The sequence below is a fragment of the Ottowia massiliensis genome (assembly GCF_900240305.1).
Taxonomy (GTDB): domain Bacteria; phylum Pseudomonadota; class Gammaproteobacteria; order Burkholderiales; family Burkholderiaceae_C; genus Ottowia; species Ottowia massiliensis.
Map to the genome: position 1 here is coordinate 1,095,051 of NZ_LT964854.1, position 14,950 is coordinate 1,110,000.

At 65.8% G+C, this 14,950-nt stretch carries 15 protein-coding genes; 10 read left to right on the forward strand and 5 right to left on the reverse strand.

From position 1 onward, the window contains the following. Positions 1-86 precede the first annotated feature (86 nt). From C1720_RS04970 to C1720_RS04975, 3 genes are all read left to right on the forward strand, one after another. Positions 87-1,505, forward strand: coding sequence for a purine-cytosine permease family protein (locus C1720_RS04970; protein ID WP_158241637.1), 1,419 nt, complete (start codon positions 87-89; stop codon positions 1,503-1,505). Positions 1,506-1,863: 358 nt separating this feature from the next. Further along, positions 1,864-2,079, forward strand: a complete 216-nt coding sequence (locus tag C1720_RS12825; RefSeq protein WP_146006869.1) for a hypothetical protein — start codon at positions 1,864-1,866, stop codon at positions 2,077-2,079. A gap of 197 nt (positions 2,080-2,276) precedes the next feature. After that, positions 2,277-3,233 carry an alpha/beta hydrolase gene (locus C1720_RS04975; RefSeq protein ID WP_102284514.1) on the forward strand — a complete coding sequence of 319 codons (957 nt, stop codon included), beginning with the start codon at positions 2,277-2,279 and terminating at the stop codon, positions 3,231-3,233. 21 nt (positions 3,234-3,254) lie between these two features. Here the strand turns inward: C1720_RS04975 and C1720_RS04980 are convergent, their stop codons facing one another. Next, positions 3,255-3,641, reverse strand: a complete 387-nt coding sequence (locus C1720_RS04980; protein WP_102283438.1) for a DUF4298 domain-containing protein — start codon at positions 3,639-3,641, stop codon at positions 3,255-3,257. Positions 3,642-3,656: 15 nt separating this feature from the next. Then, positions 3,657-4,508: an ATP-grasp domain-containing protein gene (locus C1720_RS04985; protein ID WP_146006870.1), complete on the reverse strand. Its 852-nt coding sequence runs from the start codon at positions 4,506-4,508 to the stop codon at positions 3,657-3,659. Between the two features lie 215 nt (positions 4,509-4,723). On the opposite strand from C1720_RS04985, the gene C1720_RS04990 reads away from it, so the two are divergent. From C1720_RS04990 to C1720_RS05000, 3 genes are all read left to right on the forward strand, one after another. Next, entirely contained in the window at positions 4,724-5,737 is a 1,014-nt protein-coding gene (locus tag C1720_RS04990) for an ABC transporter substrate-binding protein (protein ID WP_102283440.1), read from the forward strand. 110 nt (positions 5,738-5,847) lie between these two features. After that, positions 5,848-6,903: a FecCD family ABC transporter permease gene (locus C1720_RS04995; protein WP_050715301.1), complete on the forward strand. Its 1,056-nt coding sequence runs from the start codon at positions 5,848-5,850 to the stop codon at positions 6,901-6,903. Then, entirely contained in the window at positions 6,900-7,742 is an 843-nt protein-coding gene (locus C1720_RS05000) for an ABC transporter ATP-binding protein (protein WP_102283441.1), read from the forward strand. Before C1720_RS04995 ends, C1720_RS05000 begins: the two co-directional genes overlap by 4 nt. 48 nt (positions 7,743-7,790) lie before the next feature. Here C1720_RS05000 and mreD read toward each other — a convergent pair whose 3' ends face one another. From mreD to C1720_RS05015, 3 genes are all read right to left on the reverse strand, one after another. Further along, complete coding sequence (gene mreD, locus C1720_RS05005; protein ID WP_050715300.1) at positions 7,791-8,309, reverse strand: rod shape-determining protein MreD; 519 nt, start codon at positions 8,307-8,309, stop codon at positions 7,791-7,793. Continuing rightward, positions 8,306-9,211: a rod shape-determining protein MreC gene (gene mreC, locus C1720_RS05010; RefSeq protein ID WP_050715299.1), complete on the reverse strand. Its 906-nt coding sequence runs from the start codon at positions 9,209-9,211 to the stop codon at positions 8,306-8,308. Before mreC ends, mreD begins: the two co-directional genes overlap by 4 nt. Before the next feature lie 272 nt (positions 9,212-9,483). Then, entirely contained in the window at positions 9,484-10,524 is a 1,041-nt protein-coding gene (locus C1720_RS05015; protein WP_050715298.1) for a rod shape-determining protein, read from the reverse strand. Positions 10,525-10,736: 212 nt separating this feature from the next. On the opposite strand from C1720_RS05015, the gene gatC reads away from it, so the two are divergent. The 4 genes from gatC to C1720_RS05035 all read left to right on the forward strand — a co-directional run bounded on the left by gatC (position 10,737) and on the right by C1720_RS05035 (position 14,906). Then, a complete protein-coding gene (gene gatC / locus C1720_RS05020; protein WP_050715297.1) occupies positions 10,737-11,036 on the forward strand; it encodes an Asp-tRNA(Asn)/Glu-tRNA(Gln) amidotransferase subunit GatC in 300 nt (99 codons plus the stop codon). Then, the gene (gene gatA / locus C1720_RS05025) at positions 11,033-12,499 is read left to right on the forward strand and encodes an Asp-tRNA(Asn)/Glu-tRNA(Gln) amidotransferase subunit GatA (protein ID WP_102283442.1); all 1,467 of its coding nucleotides are present in this window, start codon (positions 11,033-11,035) and stop codon (positions 12,497-12,499) included. Before gatC ends, gatA begins: the two co-directional genes overlap by 4 nt. Positions 12,500-12,513: 14 nt before the next feature. After that, entirely contained in the window at positions 12,514-13,977 is a 1,464-nt protein-coding gene (gene gatB, locus C1720_RS05030) for an Asp-tRNA(Asn)/Glu-tRNA(Gln) amidotransferase subunit GatB (protein WP_102284515.1), read from the forward strand. Between the two features lie 176 nt (positions 13,978-14,153). Continuing rightward, positions 14,154-14,906, forward strand: a complete 753-nt coding sequence (locus C1720_RS05035) for a 16S rRNA (uracil(1498)-N(3))-methyltransferase (RefSeq protein ID WP_428982711.1) — start codon at positions 14,154-14,156, stop codon at positions 14,904-14,906. The last annotated feature ends 44 nt before the right edge of the window (positions 14,907-14,950 follow it).

Consider the following 14,950-nt stretch of genomic DNA (forward strand, 5'->3'; position numbering starts at 1 on the left):
ACATTGTGAATACCCACAAGTTACAAGAGTCCATTTCGGGCGCAAGATGCCGTGCTTTGCAACGCCATTTCGCAAGGAGTGAAAAAGTGTCTGATCTGCCCGCAGCCGGCGGCCGCCAGGAGCCGCAAGGCAATGAGGAGTTCATGCTGGAGCCGGTGCCGCGCGGCGCGCGCCGCTCTTGGTGGGCCATGTTCGCCATCTGGGTGGGCTTTGGCTATGTGCCCACGGGGCTGATCGTGGGCGGGCAGCTGGCGGGCCAGGGCGGCCAGCCAGGCATGCCGTTTGGCCAGGCGCTGCTGGCCATTGCCACGGGCGAGGGGCTGCTGCTGGCGCTGACTTTTCTGCTGGGTTACGCGGCCATGCGCACGGGGCTGAATCTTTCGCTGATTTCGCGCATTTCCTACGGGCGCAAGGGCATGGTGCTGCCCATGCTCATCATGGCCTGCCTGACGCTGGGCTGGTTCGCTTCCATCACCGGCATGGTGGGCGACATTTTCAAGGCGGCGCTGGGCGATGTGACGGGCGTGACGGTGGTCAATGGCCTGTCGCTCGAATACGTGCTGCTGTGCCTGCTGTGGGGCGCGGTGTTCACCTACTCGGCCTGGCGGGGCATTGCCGCGATCGAGAAGATTTCGTCGGCGGCCACGCCCTTCGTGCTGGTGGTGGCCGTGGTGGTGGCCGTGATGATGGTGGGCGAGGCCGGCGGCATGGGCGCGGTGCTGCGGCAGGCGGCCACGCGCTCGGGCATGACGCCCGGCACGGCCGTCACGGTGCTGATTGGCGCGTGGATTGCGGGCGTGATCATGGGCGTGGACATCTTCCGCTACGCGAAAAACGCCGCGCATGTGCTGGTGGGCGCGGCGGCCTGCTTCGTGCTCACCAATCCGCTGCTCAATGTGGTGGGCTACCTGGGGGCGGTGGCCACGGGCAATTCGGACTTCATCGCCTGGATGGTGCAAAAGGGCGTCATCCTCACCGTGCTGGGCGTGGCGCTGTGGGTGCTGGCGCTGTGGACGACCAATATGTCCGAGCTGTACTGCAACGCGCTGTATGTGGGGCCTAGCGCCGAATCGCTGGGCGCGCGCTGGCCGCGCGGGCGCATCGTCATCATCGTGGGCGCTCTTGGCTCCGTGCTGGGGGCGCTGGGCTTTTACAGCCATCTTTTCGGGCACTTCATCACCATTTTGGGCGCGGCCTTCGTGCCGCTGGCCGGCCCCATCCTGGCGGACTTTTACTTCGTGCGCCGCGCCGAATACGCCACGGCCAACCCCAACGACATGCCGCCCGTGCGCTGGCCCGCCATCCTCTCATTCAGCGCCGGAGCCGTGGCGGGCGTGGCGTTCCAGTACAAGCTGCCGCTGCCGTTTGACTTTCCGTCAGGGCTGGCGGCGCTCATCATCACGTTCGTGCTGCACCTGTCGCTTTCCAAAGCCATGGCCAAGCGGCCCGAACAGCGCCAGGTGGTTTCACCAGGCTTTGCCAGCCCGATGGCCGAGCGAAGCTGATGCCCCAAAAAAAGGAGCAAATTCAGAGACCTGAAAACTGGCGTTGCGCACGTTCCACTAGGACATCATGCTATGAATCAAGGAGCGAAATCATCCTTTCTACTCTGCTTTCCCTCCCGGTTCGGCATGGCGCCAGCGGGCAGGTTGCGGCTTGCCGCTCATGCATGAAAAAACCGGCATCGGCCTTGCCCCGCTGGCGGCGCAACGGAAAATGGCCCATCCGCCATTTTTCATTTGCGGATAACGCCTGCCAGCGGCATGGCAGAAGGCGAGTGGCATGCTGTTGAAACGGATTTTCAGACTGCGCGGCGGCCCATGATTCGCAGGCGGGCAGGCATTGCGCCTGGCGCGGCTGGAAATGGGTTTTCACTCATACGGGCCAGACGGTGCGCGCCGTGAAAGAAAGGAAAAATACGGCGCGGCGAATTCAAGCTTGCGCCGTCATTTTTTTGCTCCTGCTTTGACAGCTGCCAGCGCAGGAGGGTTGCGCGCCAAGGCTGTTTATGGGATGGAAAATCTGCTCTTCTTTTTGATGCCCTGCGCCTTGCCGAATGGCGTGCGGTCTGGCGGTTGAGCGCCATTTGAAAACCAGATTATCAAAATAGGATGCAACGCAATGATGGCCCGCCGGTTTCACACATCGATTTCCGGCAGGCAAATCATGCCGAAAATCGCCTTATCCATTGTGCAGACATGAAATCCGCCGAATGCAAAACGCATTATTCTTCCGGCCTGCAATCGCCCGCTTCATTTGCCTGCCGGAACCGGAAAATGCTGAAATTCTTGCCCGCTCTTTTTCTGCTGGCGGCCACGGCCGTTTTTGCCGCGCCGCCCGAGCCGCCGGTCAATAGCGAAATCAGCCGCCTGGCCGACACCAGCGTGCTCACCAGCGAGCATGAGGGCTACGCTTTTCACCGTTTTGATTTGAATGACGAAGACGGCCGCCCGCACCGCGTGTTTGTGGCCGTTCCGAAGGCCGCGCCGCCTGAAGGCGGCTTTGCCGCGCTTTATGCGCTGGATGGCAATGCGCTGCTTGAATTTCTGCCCGCCGCCCGCCTGCGGCCGCCGCTGGAGCAGCTGCCGCTGCTGGTGCTGATCGGCTATCCGACCGAGCGGCGTTTTGACACCGCCGCCCGCGCCTGGGACTACACCCCGCCCGGTCCGCAAGGCCAGCCCCTGCCCGATCCGGTGGCAAAGGAGCGCGTCAATGGCGGCGCGGCGGCGTTTTTGCGCTTCATCGAGCGCCAGGTCAGGCCGCGCGTGGAGCAGCTGGCGCGCACCGATGCGCGCCGGCAGACGCTGTGGGGGCATTCATATGGCGGGCTGTTCGTGCTTTACACCCTGCTGAATCAGCCGCAGGCGTTCACGCGCTATATCGCCGCCGATCCTTCGCTGTGGTGGCAAAAGGGCCTGATGCTGCAATACACGCAGCAGGCGCTGGAGCGGCTTGAGCGCTCCGCCTTCAGCGGCCGGTGGATGCTGATTCAGAAAAGCGGGCGCGCCGATGACAAGCGGCCCGCCAACGCGCAGCAGGCCGCCATGCTGGCGCGCCGCGAGGAAATGACCCGCGCCGTGCCGCCTGAAGCGGCGGCGCAGCTGGCCCAGCGCCTGGCCGGGCATGGCTTGCGCGCCGATTACGCCGCCTTTGCCGGTTTGACGCATGGCGGCTTGCTGGCCAAGTCGTTCATGCAGGCGCTGGAGCAGGCGGCGCTGCCGCTGGAGAAATAGGCGGCGCGGGGGCGGCCAGAGTCAGCCTTCGGGCGGGGCCGCGTCCTGGGCGTCCTGGGCGTCTTGTTCTTCGCTTTCGCCCCAGCGGTCCAGGTCTTTCATGGCCAGCCGCATCCAGGCCCAGGCCAGGTTCTGGCGCTCGCCGAAGGCGTCGTAGAGCGCGTCTTCGCTCATCACGCTGTATTCGCCTTCGGTGCGCAAATCAACGGGCAGGCCCGCCGAAATGGCCTGGTTCAGGGGGCCGTATTCCTGCTCGTAAAAGTCTTCCAGCTGGCGCATGAGGCCGCTGGCTTGCCGCCATTGCCGCTGGGCGGCTTGCAGCGCGGGCAGCAGGCGCAGCCACTGGCGGTAGAGGGACTGGATTTCGTCGATGCGCCGCTGGGCTTGTTGAAGGTCAGGGGAGGGCATGTTTTCTTCCGGTTTTCAGGATGCCAGTCTGCTTGCCAGCGCGGCGGCCAGCTCGCGCGCGAAGGCGGGGCGCAGCTGGGGGTAGAGCGCGGGTTCGATGAGTTCGACTTCGTTGATGGAAAAGCCGCTTTCGCCGCTGCCGCCTTCGCTGATGAGGCCGTCCACGCGGGCGTAAAGCGGCGGCTCGGGCAGGCAGCGCAAGGCGGCTTCGGCGCAGGCCAGCCATTCCGGGCGGGGCGTGACGGACTCGATTTGCGCCCCATAGGCGGAGTTGGCGCGCCACTCGCCGGGCGCGAGGCGGCGGCGCGCGGCGTGCGAGTAGCGCCCGGCCAGGTAAATGAGGCAGACCTCGCCGAAGCTGGCCTGCACGAAAGGTTGCAGCAGCGCGCCTTGCGGGTAGCTGGCCAGCGCAGGCGCTTCGCCTTCAGCCAGGCGGCGCACGCCGCGCCCGCTTTGGCCAATGAGCGGCTTGACGACCGGGCGCGGCCAGCCGCATTCGGCCACGCGCCGCGCCCAATCGGGCGCGTGCTGCGGCAGCAGCGCCAGGCTGGGGGTGACGGGCAGGCCGCGCGCGGCCAGCTCGCACAGGTAGCGCTTGTCCATGTTCCACAGTTGCAGCGCGGGCGGGTTGAACACGCGCGCGCCTGCGGCTTGCAAGGCGTGCAGCCAGTCGCGAAAAGCGTCCGGGGTTTCGCTGTAGTCCCATGCGGCCAGAGGCAGCACGGCGGCAGGAGAAGGCTGGGCGGCCAGGGCGGCGGGGCGGATGTCCTGCCAGGGCGCGAGCGTGGCGCGCAAGGCGGCGGCCAGCGCTTGCAGCCCGGCGTTGCCCTGCGGCCAGTCGCGGCAGGTGGCGATGTAGGCGTTCATGCGAAAAAACAGTGTGAAGACGAGGGGCCAGGGAGCGGCGGCGCGCATTGTCTCCGCCGCCGGGGCCGGCGGCAGATGAAAGTCATTCCTGATGGCTGCCTACAATCGCGCCCGCTCTGGCGCTTGCCGGGGCTTTTTTTGTGTTTGCTGCCAGCGGATGCGCAGCCTGCTGTACGGCGGGCGTTCACTAGCGGCTTTTTGGAAGGAACCTCCCCATGAAAACCTCTCGCTTCGTTGCCGCTGCCGCCTTGCTGGCCGCAGGTCTGGCCGCCAGCCAGGCCGCGCAGGCGGCCAGCCATCCCGTGAAGATTGACAACTGCGGCGTGACGCTGCAATTCGAGCAAGCGCCCAAGTCTGCCGTCACCATTGGCCAGGCGGGCACTGAAATGCTCTACGCGCTGGGCGTGGGCGACAAGGTCGTGGGCACGGCGCTGTGGTTCAACCCGGTGCAGCCGCAGTTCGAAAGCATCAATGCCAAGGCGCCGCGCCTGGCCGATGACATTCCGAGCTTTGAATCGGTCATCAACAAGCGCCCCGGCCTGGTGGTTTCGCAGTTCGAGTGGATGGTGGGCAAAAACGGCGTGGTCGGCACGCGCGAGCAGTTCAAGGAAATCAATATCCCCGTCTATGCCATGCCCACCGACTGCGAAGGCAAGGACAACGAAACCGGCGCCGACGGCACGCGCAAGACGGCTTTCCATGTGGACACGCTCTACAAGAGCATCACGCAGCTGGCCGCCATTTTTGGCGTGCAGCCCAAGGGCGAGGCGCTGGTCAAAGAGCTGAAAGAGCGTGAGGCCAAGGCCGTCGCCAAGGTGAAAAACGCGCAGCTGAAAGACCTCTCGGCCGTGCTGTGGTTTTCCAGCGCCGATTTGACCGTGGACCCCTACGTGGCGGGCCGCAAGGGCGTGGCCGGCTACATGCTGAACACGCTGGGGCTGCGCAACATCGTGCAGTCGGATGAAGAGTGGCCCACCGTGGGCTGGGAAACCATTGCCAAGGCCAATCCTTCGGTCATCGTCATCGCCCGCATGAACCGCCGCCGCTTTCTGGCCGATGACTACGAGAAAAAGCTCGAATTTCTCAAAACCGATCCGGTCGCCAAGGAAATGGACGCCGTCAAGAACGATCGCATCGTGATCGTGGACGCCGACGCGCTGCAAGGCTCCATCCGCATGGCCAGCGGCATGGACCAGATTGCCGACGCGGTGCTCAAGCTCAAGAAGTAACGCGCCGCATGAAGGCCCCGCCTGGCGGGGCTTTTTTCCGGTTTTCCGCGCTTGCCTGGCGCGGGGCCTGCGCGGCCGTTTTCCTGCGACCCTCTCCGTCTTTTCCTCTCATGACAACTCATTCAACCGCCCGGACGTGGCTGCGCATCGCCTTGCTGACGCTGGGCGCGGCGGCCGTGCTGGCCGTCACGCTGCTGCTGGGCACGGCCATTGGCGAAACGCGCATTCCGCTGGAGATGGTGCGGCAGGTGCTGGCCAACCAGCTTTTCGGCGCTGGCTACGCGGTCGATCCGATTGACCAGGGCATCGTGTGGAACTACCGCCTCACGCGCGCCATCGTCGCCATGTGCTGCGGCACGGGGCTGGCGCTGTCGGGCGTCATCCTGCAATCGCTGCTGCGCAACGCGCTGGCCGATCCGTATTTGCTGGGCATTTCGGCGGGCGCTTCCACCGGCGCGGTGCTGGTGACCGTGGCGGGGCTGGGCGCGGGCGCCATTTCCATGACGGCAGGCGCCTTTGGCGGCGCAGTGCTGGCCTTCACGCTGGTGGCGCTGCTGGCGCACGCCGCCGGCGGCGGCGGGCTGCACAACAGCGGGCAAATCGTGCTGGCGGGCATCGCCGGATCGCAGCTTTTCAACGCGCTCACCTCGCTCATCATCACCAAATCGGGCAGCGCCGAGCAGGCGCGCGGCATCATGTTCTGGCTGCTGGGCAGCCTCTCGGGCGCGCGCTGGCCCAGCGTGTGGCTCACGCTCACGGTGGCCGTGGCAGGCGTGCTGGCGTGCCTGTGGTTTGCGCGCGCACTGGACGCCTTCATCTTCGGCACCGAATCGGCCGCCGCGCTGGGCGTGCCCGTGCGGCGCGTGCAAATCGTGCTGCTGCTCACGGCGGCGCTGGTCACGGCCGTCATGGTGTCGGTGGCCGGAGCCATCGGCTTTGTGGGGCTGGTCATACCGCACGTGGCGCGGCTGCTGGTGGGCGTGCGCCACAGCCGCCTGCTGCCAGCCAGCGCGCTGCTGGGCGCGGTGTTTCTGGTGGCGGCGGATGTGGTCTCGCGCATCCTCATAGCCGGGCAAGTGCTGCCCATTGGCGTCATCACCTCGCTGGTGGGCGCGCCCATATTCGCGCTGATGCTGCTGCGCCAGCGCCAGGGAGGCCGCTCATGAGCACGCAAACCCATCTGCAAACCCATCTGCAAACCAGCCCGCAGGCCAGTTCGCCAACCGGCACGGCCCTGCCCGCCCTGCAAGGGCGCGATCTGGTCTGGGGCGCCACGCGCGGCGGCGCGCCCATCGTGCGCGGCGTCTCGCTCACCGTGCGCGCAGGCACGACGGTGGGGCTGATCGGCCCCAATGGCTCCGGCAAATCCAGCCTCATGCGCCTGCTGGCAGGCGTGACGCAGCCGCAATCGGGCGAAGTGCTGCTGGGCGGCCAGCCCATGCAGCGCCTCACGCGCCGCCAGATTGCGCACCAGCTCGCCCTCGTCTCGCAAATGGCCGACACGCAAGACGCCATCACCGTGCAAGACGCCGTGGAGCTGGGCCGCACACCCTGGCTGTCAGCGCTGCAAACCTGGTCGGCGCGCGACGACGCCATCGTCGAACAAGCCCTGGCCGACGTAGGCATGGCCGAAAAAAAGGGCCGCGTGTGGAACACCCTCTCCGGCGGCGAGCGCCAGCGCGTGCACATCGCCCGCGCCCTGGCCCAGCAAACCAGCGTGCTGCTGCTGGATGAACCGGGCAACCACCTGGACATCCACCACCAGCTCGCGCTCGGCCAGCTCATTCACCGCCTGCCCGGCACCAAAGTCATGGCCATTCACGACCTCAACCAGGCCCGCCACTGCGACTGGCTGGCCGTGATGCAGCAAGGCCGCCTGGTGTGCGAAGGCGCGCCCGACGACGTGCTGCAAGCCGATTTGCTGGAGCAGGTGTTTGAAGTGCGCCTGCGCGTGCTGACCGACCCCGAAGACGGCGCGCGCGTGCTGCGCTTTTTGCCGCTATAGGTTCTGATTCACACTTTCCGCACCTGCGGGCAGACTGTGAACGGCCTCTCAAAGGGGGCGGTCGGCGTCCGGGTTGGGCGCGCGGCGCTGGGGAGCCAGCAGCAGCCAGGTGAGCACGGGCCACAGGGCGGCTTCAAGCAGCGGGGCCAGCAGGGTGAGCCAGCCGGGGGCGACGCCGCCGGCGATCAGCCGCACGAGGGTGATGAGCGCGTAGGAAAGGGCGAACAGCGGCAGCAGTTGCAGCGCCTGGGCCAGCACGGGCAGCCACAGAATGCGGCGCTGCAAGGCGATGGCGGCAAAACTCAGCGCCGAATACGCCAGCGCATGCTGGCCGAGCAAGGCGGCCTGGTGCACGTCCAGGCACAGGCCGAAGACGAAGGCGGCGGCCAGGCCCACGTGGCGCGGCTGGTGCACGTTCCAGAACACGAGAACGACGGCCAGCACGTCGGGCATCCACACCAGCCGCCCCAGCGGCAGCAGATTGACGAGAAAGGCCAGCCCCAGCGTGATCCAGATGAAGGCGGGCGAGACGGGCAGCAGCAGCGGCTGGCCTGTGCGCATGATCATGAAGTTCTCCCGGCTGGCGCGCCGCTGGCATCTGGGGCGGGCTGCTCAAAGCGCACGGGCTGCAAGACCATGACGTGGGTGACGCCGTGCAGGGCCGCCACGGGCGCGCATTGCACGCGCATGAAGGTGGCTTCGCCCTGGCGGTCAACGGCCAGCACGCGGGCCACGGGCAGGCCGGGCGGGTAGATGCCGTCGATGCCGCTGGTGGTGAGCAAATCGCCCTCGCGCATGTCTTCGGTGGCGAAGGTGTAGCGCAGCTCCATCAGGCCGCTGCGCGGGGCGGGGTCGCCATAGGCCACGCTGCGCACGCCAGAGCGGGTGTTGATGACGGGAATGGCCTGGTCGCGGTCGATGAGCAGGGTGATTTCGCTCACGAAGGGATAGACGCGCGTGACCTGGCCGAGCACGCCCGATTCGTCCATGACGGGCGAGCCGGGCTGAATGCCCTGGGCGCTGCCTTTGTCGATGATGACGCGGCGGGTGTAGGGGTCGGTTGCGTCATAGAGCACTTGCGCGGCGGTGGCGGGCGTGCTGGTGCGTTCGCGCAGGGCCAGCAGCTGGCGCAGGCGTTCGTTTTCCAGCAGGAGCTGCTCGACTTGCCCGGCGCGGCGTGATTGTTCGGCCAGGCGGGCGCGGGCGGCTTCTTCGGTTTTCTGCGCGGTTTTCAGCTCGGTCAGGTAGCCGTAGCCGTTGCGCGCCCATTGCACGGGCTGCAAGGCCAGCCATTGCGCGGGGTAGAGCACGGCGGCAATGGCGGCGCGCAGCGGCTGCATGAGGTCGAACCGGGCATCGGCCACCATCAGCGCCAGCGCCAGCGCCACGCAGATGAGAAGCCGGGAAACAACCGACGGGCCGCGCCGGAAGAACGGCGGAGGCGAGTGGTCGTAAGGTTCAAACGGCATGGACGAAGCGGGCTGGCGGCAGCGGCTGGCGGCAGTGGGCGGCTGGAGCGGGCGGGCTGTTCTGCATCAGAAAAAAGGAGCAGATTCAGAGGGGCAAAAAACCGTGGCGTCCTAGTGTAATCTGGAGATACTGCTACGGATTCGAGAGCGAAGCTGCGGCCTTTCATTGAGGCGCTCACGGGCCAGTCAGCCCGCGCGAAAAGCATTATCTCCGTGCAAGCGCGGGCCTTTTGAAAGGCGCGTCCGCCGCCTGGCTGGCCTGAAACAGGCGCTCACTCGTTGGCGAAGATGCCGCCTTGCTTGTCCATGTTTTCCAGCGCCATGCCGCAGCCGCGCACCACGCAGGTCAGGGGGTCTTCGGCCACCAGCACGGGCAGGCCGGTTTCCTCGGCCAGCAGGCGGTCCAGATCGCGCAGCAGCGCGCCGCCGCCAGTGAGCATCATGCCGCGCTCGGCAATGTCGGCGCCCAGCTCGGGCGGGGTTTCTTCCAGCGCGCGCTTGACTTCGGAGACGATGCTGTTGATCGGCTCGGACAGCGCCTCCAGCACTTCATTGCTGCTGATGGTGAAGCTGCGCGGCACGCCTTCGGAGAGGTTGCGGCCCTTGACTTCCATCTCCCGCAGCTCGCTGCCGGGAAAGGCGCTGCCAATCTCCTTCTTGATGAGTTCGGCGGTGGGGTCGCCAATGAGCATGCCGTAGTTGCGGCGGATGTAATTGACGATGGATTCGTCAAAACGGTCGCCGCCCACGCGGGCGCTGCCTTTGTAGACCATGCCGCCCAGGGAAATGACGCCCACCTCGGTGGTGCCGCCGCCGATGTCCACCACCATGGAGCCGCTGGCTTCGCTCACGGGCAGACCCGCGCCAATGGCGGCGGCCATCGGCTCTTCAATCAGGTAAACCTCCGAGGCGCCCGCGCCCAGCGCCGATTCACGGATGGCGCGGCGCTCCACTTGCGTGGAGCCGCAGGGCACGCAGATGATGATGCGCGGATTGCTGAACCAGCCGCGCGCATGCACCATCTTGATGAACTGCTTGAGCATTTGCTCGGTGACGGTGAAATCGGCGATGACGCCGTCTTTCATGGGGCGGATGGCTTCGATGTTGCCGGGCACCTTGCCCAGCATGGCCTTGGCTTCGTGGCCCACGGCCTGAATGGTTTTTTTGCCCTGCGGGCCGCTTTCGTGGCGGATGGCGACCACGGAAGGCTCGTCGAGCACGATGCCTTTGCCGCGCACCACGATGAGGGTGTTGGCCGTGCCCAAGTCAATGGCCAGGTCGGTGGAGAGATACCGGCGGAACAAACCGAACATGCAAATGCTTTCCTTGGCGCGGCCACGCCTGGCCGGCAGGCGCGGCCGCAGAAAATTCTGGTGAAAAGGGGGGAGATGGGTGCAAAAAAGCGCCTTTTCAGGCGCGTTGCGGGTAGCGGCGGATAATACTTCATCCCCTAGGCAGCAACTGGGCGCAGACAACGCCTGGCGGGCCATTTCACACACATTTACACGCGGTATTTCTCCCTTTCATGTCACTTGATTTGCAGGATATTGAGCGCATCGCCCATTTGGCGCGTTTGCAAGTGCAGCCAGACGAAGCCGAGCGCCTGATGGGCCAGCTCAACGGCTTTTTCGGCATTGTCGAAGCCATGCGCGCCGTGGACGCCACGGGCGTGGAACCCCTGGCCCACCCGCTGGCCGCCGTGCAGGACGTGCAGCTTCGCTTGCGCCCTGATGAAGTCCAGCCCTGCGGCAGCCGCGAGGAAAACCAGCGCAGCGCCCCCGCCGTGGAAGACGGCCTGTTTCTCGTGCCCAAGGTGATCGAATGAGCCAGCCCGATCTGCACCTGCGCACCGTGGCCGGCCTGGCCGCCGGCCTGCGCCAGAAAGAGTTTTCCGCCGAAGAAGCCGCCCGCCACTTTCTGGCCCGCATGCGCCAGCATGAGGCGCTGGGCGCGTTCCTCAGCGTGGACGAAGAGGCCACGCTGGCCCAGGCCCGCGCGGCCGATGCCCTGCTGGCCCGTGGCCAGGCCCCCGCGCTGGCGGGCGTGCCCATCGCGCACAAAGACATCTTCGTTACCCGCGACTGGCCCACCACCGCCGCCTCAAAGATGCTCGAAGGCTACCGCTCGCCCTTTGACGCCACCGTGGTCAGCCGCCTGAAAGACGCTGGCGCCGTGTGCCTGGGCAAGCTCAACTGCGACGAATTCGCCATGGGCTCCGCCAACCGCAACAGCGCCTACCAGCCCGCGCTCAACCCGTGGAACGCGCAGCGCGTGCCGGGCGGCTCTTCCGGCGGCAGCGCCGCCGCCGTGGCGGCGGGCCTGGCCCCGGCGGCCACTGGCACCGACACGGGCGGCTCCATCCGTCAGCCCGCCAGCTTTTGCGGCATCACCGGCATCAAGCCCACCTATGGCCGCGCCAGCCGCTACGGGATGATCGCCTTTGCCTCCAGCCTTGACCAGGCCGGCCCCATGGCCCGCACCGCCGAAGACTGCGCCCTGCTGCTCACCCACATGTGCGGCCCCGACGTGGAGCACGACTCCACCTCGCTGGACATGCCCGCCGAAGACTTCACCCAATCGCTGGGTGCGCCGCTCAAGGGCCTGCGCATCGGCATTCCGAAAGAGTTTTTCGGCGACGGCCTGGCCGATGGCGTGCGCCAGGCGCTCAACGCCGCACTCAAGGAATTCGAGCGGCAAGGTGCCGCCCTCGTGCCCGTCTCGCTGCCGCGCACCGAGCTGGCCATTCCCGTCTACTACATCATTGCCCCGGCCGAAGCCAGCAGCAACCTCAGCCGCTATGACGGCGTGAAATTCGGCCACCGCGCCAAAGACTATGCCGACCTGGAAGACATGTACAAGCGCACCCGCGCCGAAGGCTTCGGCCCTGAAGTCAAGCGCCGCATCATGATCGGCGCCTACGTGCTCTCGCACGGCTACTACGACGCCTATTACCTGCAAGCCCAGAAAATCCGCCGCCTGATTGCCGACGACTTCCAGCAGGCCTTCAAGCAGTGCGACCTCATCGCCGGCCCCGTGGCCCCGACCACGGCCTGGGCGGCGGGCGCGCACCAGGACCCGTTGGCCGACTACCTGGCCGACATCTACACCCTCCCCGCCAGCCTCGCCGGCCTGCCCGGCATGAGCCTGCCCGCAGGCTTTGACGAAAACCGCCTGCCCGTCGGCCTGCAACTCATCGGCAACTATTTGCAGGAAAGCCGCCTGCTGGCCGCCGCGCACCAGTTCCAGCTGGCAACCGATTGGCACACGCAGCGCCCGGGCGGGTTTTGAGGGGAATGACCAAAATGACGCAAACCACCCAACTCATCCAGGGCTACGAAGTCGTCATCGGCTTTGAAACGCACGCCCAGCTGCAAACCAAAAGCAAGATATTCAGCCGCGCATCCACGGCTTTTGGCGCCGCGCCCAACACGCAAGCCAGCGTGGTGGACATGGCCCTGCCCGGCACGCTGCCGGTGATGAACCGCGAAGCGGTGGCCTGCGCCATCAAACTGGGGCTGGCGCTGGGTTCGCATATTGCGCCGCGCAGCGTTTTTGCCCGCAAGAATTATTTCTACCCCGATTTGCCCAAGGGCTATCAAATCAGCCAATTTGAAATTCCGGTGGTGCAAGGCGGCGAAGTTTCCTTTTTTCTGGATGGCGACAAAAAAAACGTGCGCAAAACCGTGCGCCTGGTGCGCGCGCATTTGGAAGAAGACGCCGGCAAATCGCTGCATGACGCCTTTCAGGGCATGAGCGGCATTGACCTGAACCGCGCGGGCACGCCGCTGCTGGAAATCGTCACGGAACCCGATATCCGCAGCACCGAAGAAGCCGTGGCCTACGCCAAAGAGCTGCACAAAATCGTCACCTGGATCGGCATTTGCGACGGCAACATGCAAGAAGGCAGCTTCCGCTGCGACGCCAACGTGAGCGTGTGCAAACCCGGCCAGCCCCTGGGCACGCGGCGCGAAATCAAAAACCTCAACAGCTTCCGCTTCATGCAGCAAGCGATTGATTTTGAAATCCGCTGGCAAATCGAGCAACTGGAAGACGGCCACGCCATCCAGCAAGCCACCGTGCTGTTTGACCCCGACACGGGCGAAACCCGCGCCATGCGCACCAAGGAAGACAGCGCCGATTACCGCTATTTCCCCGACCCCGATTTGCCGCCTTTATGTATTTCTACTGAGTGGATAGAGCAAACCCGCGCGCAAATGCCCGAATTGCCGCGCAAAATGGCCGAGCGATTCGTGGCCGAATATGGTTTGCCTGAATATGACGCCGCCACGCTGACGCAATCGCCTCAAATGGCGGCCTATTTTGAGCAAGCCGCGCAAAAAAGCGGGCAGCCCAAACTCGCCAGCAACTGGGTCATGGGCGAAATCTCCAAACGCCTGAATGCCGAAGAAATCGGCATCGAATCGGCCCAGGTCACGGCGCAGCAACTGGCGCAAATCATCCAGCGCATTCAAGACGGCACGATCAGCCACAACGCCGCCAGACAAGTGTTCGACGCCCTCTGGCGCGGCGAAGCCAGCGACGCAGATGCCGTCATTGAAGCCAAGGGCCTCAAGCAAATGAACGACACCGGCGCACTGGAAAAAATCATCGACGAAGTCATTGCCGCCAACCCCGCCAACGTGGAGCAATACCGCGCCGGCAAAGACAAAGCTTTCAACGCCCTGGTCGGCCAGGTCATGAAAGCCAGCAAGGGCAAAGCCAACCCGCAGCAAGTCAATGAATTACTGCGCGCCAAGCTGGCCTGATGCAAAGCTGGCTGGCAAAGCGCGCCGCCAAGCGCGCCCGGCGCATGAGCGCGGCGCTGGCTTGAGCTTGAGACAGCTCCCAATCGCACCCAAAAACAGGAGCAAATTCAAGGGGGTAAGAATGCCATTCTGCGCAGGTTCCACTAGGACCTCTTGCTATGAATAGCGGAGCTAATTTGTCTCCTGTCCGCAAACCGCAGGCCGCCGCGCCGCGTTTGTATGTGCCGCAAGCCCTGCCTGAAGGCGGCGAGCTGGATCTGCCGCACGGCGCGGCGCGCCACGCCCAGGTTCTGCGCTTGCAGCCGGGCGACGCGCTGACCCTGTTCAATGGCGAAGGCGGCGAATGCCGCGCCACCATCATCCGCATGGGCCGCAGCAGCGTGCAGGCGCGCATAGGCGCTCATGCCGCCATTGAGCGCGAAGCGGCCCGCCGCGTGCATCTGCTGGCGGGCCTCATGGCCAGCGAGCGCATGGACTGGCTGGTGGAAAAAGCCACCGAACTGGGCGCTGCCAGCCTCACCCCCCTGCTCACCCAGCACTGCGCCCTGCGCCTGAGCGGCCCGCATGCCGCCAAAAAGCACGCGCACTGGCAAGCCGTGGCCGTGGCCGCCTGCGAGCAAAGCGGCCGCAACCGCCTGCCCCTCATTCATCCGCCCCGCCCCCTGGCGGAGGGCCTTGCAGGCCAGGCCGAAGCCGGGGACGGCGCGCGTTTTGTCCTCTCCCTGAAGCCCGGCGCCGCTTCTTTGCGCGCTGCATGCGCCGGCCTGCCCGCCGCGCAAACCGTCACCCTTCTTTCCGGCCCCGAAGGCGGCCTGAGCGCCGCAGAAGAAGCTCAGGCGCTGGCGGCAGGCTTCACCCCTGTCAGCCTCGGCGCGCGCGTGCTGCGCGCCGAAACCGCGCCCGTGGCCGCGCTGGCGCTGCTCGCGTGAGAGTCTGGAATCTGTTCAGAGGCATCTGCCGGCCGTTTCCCGTG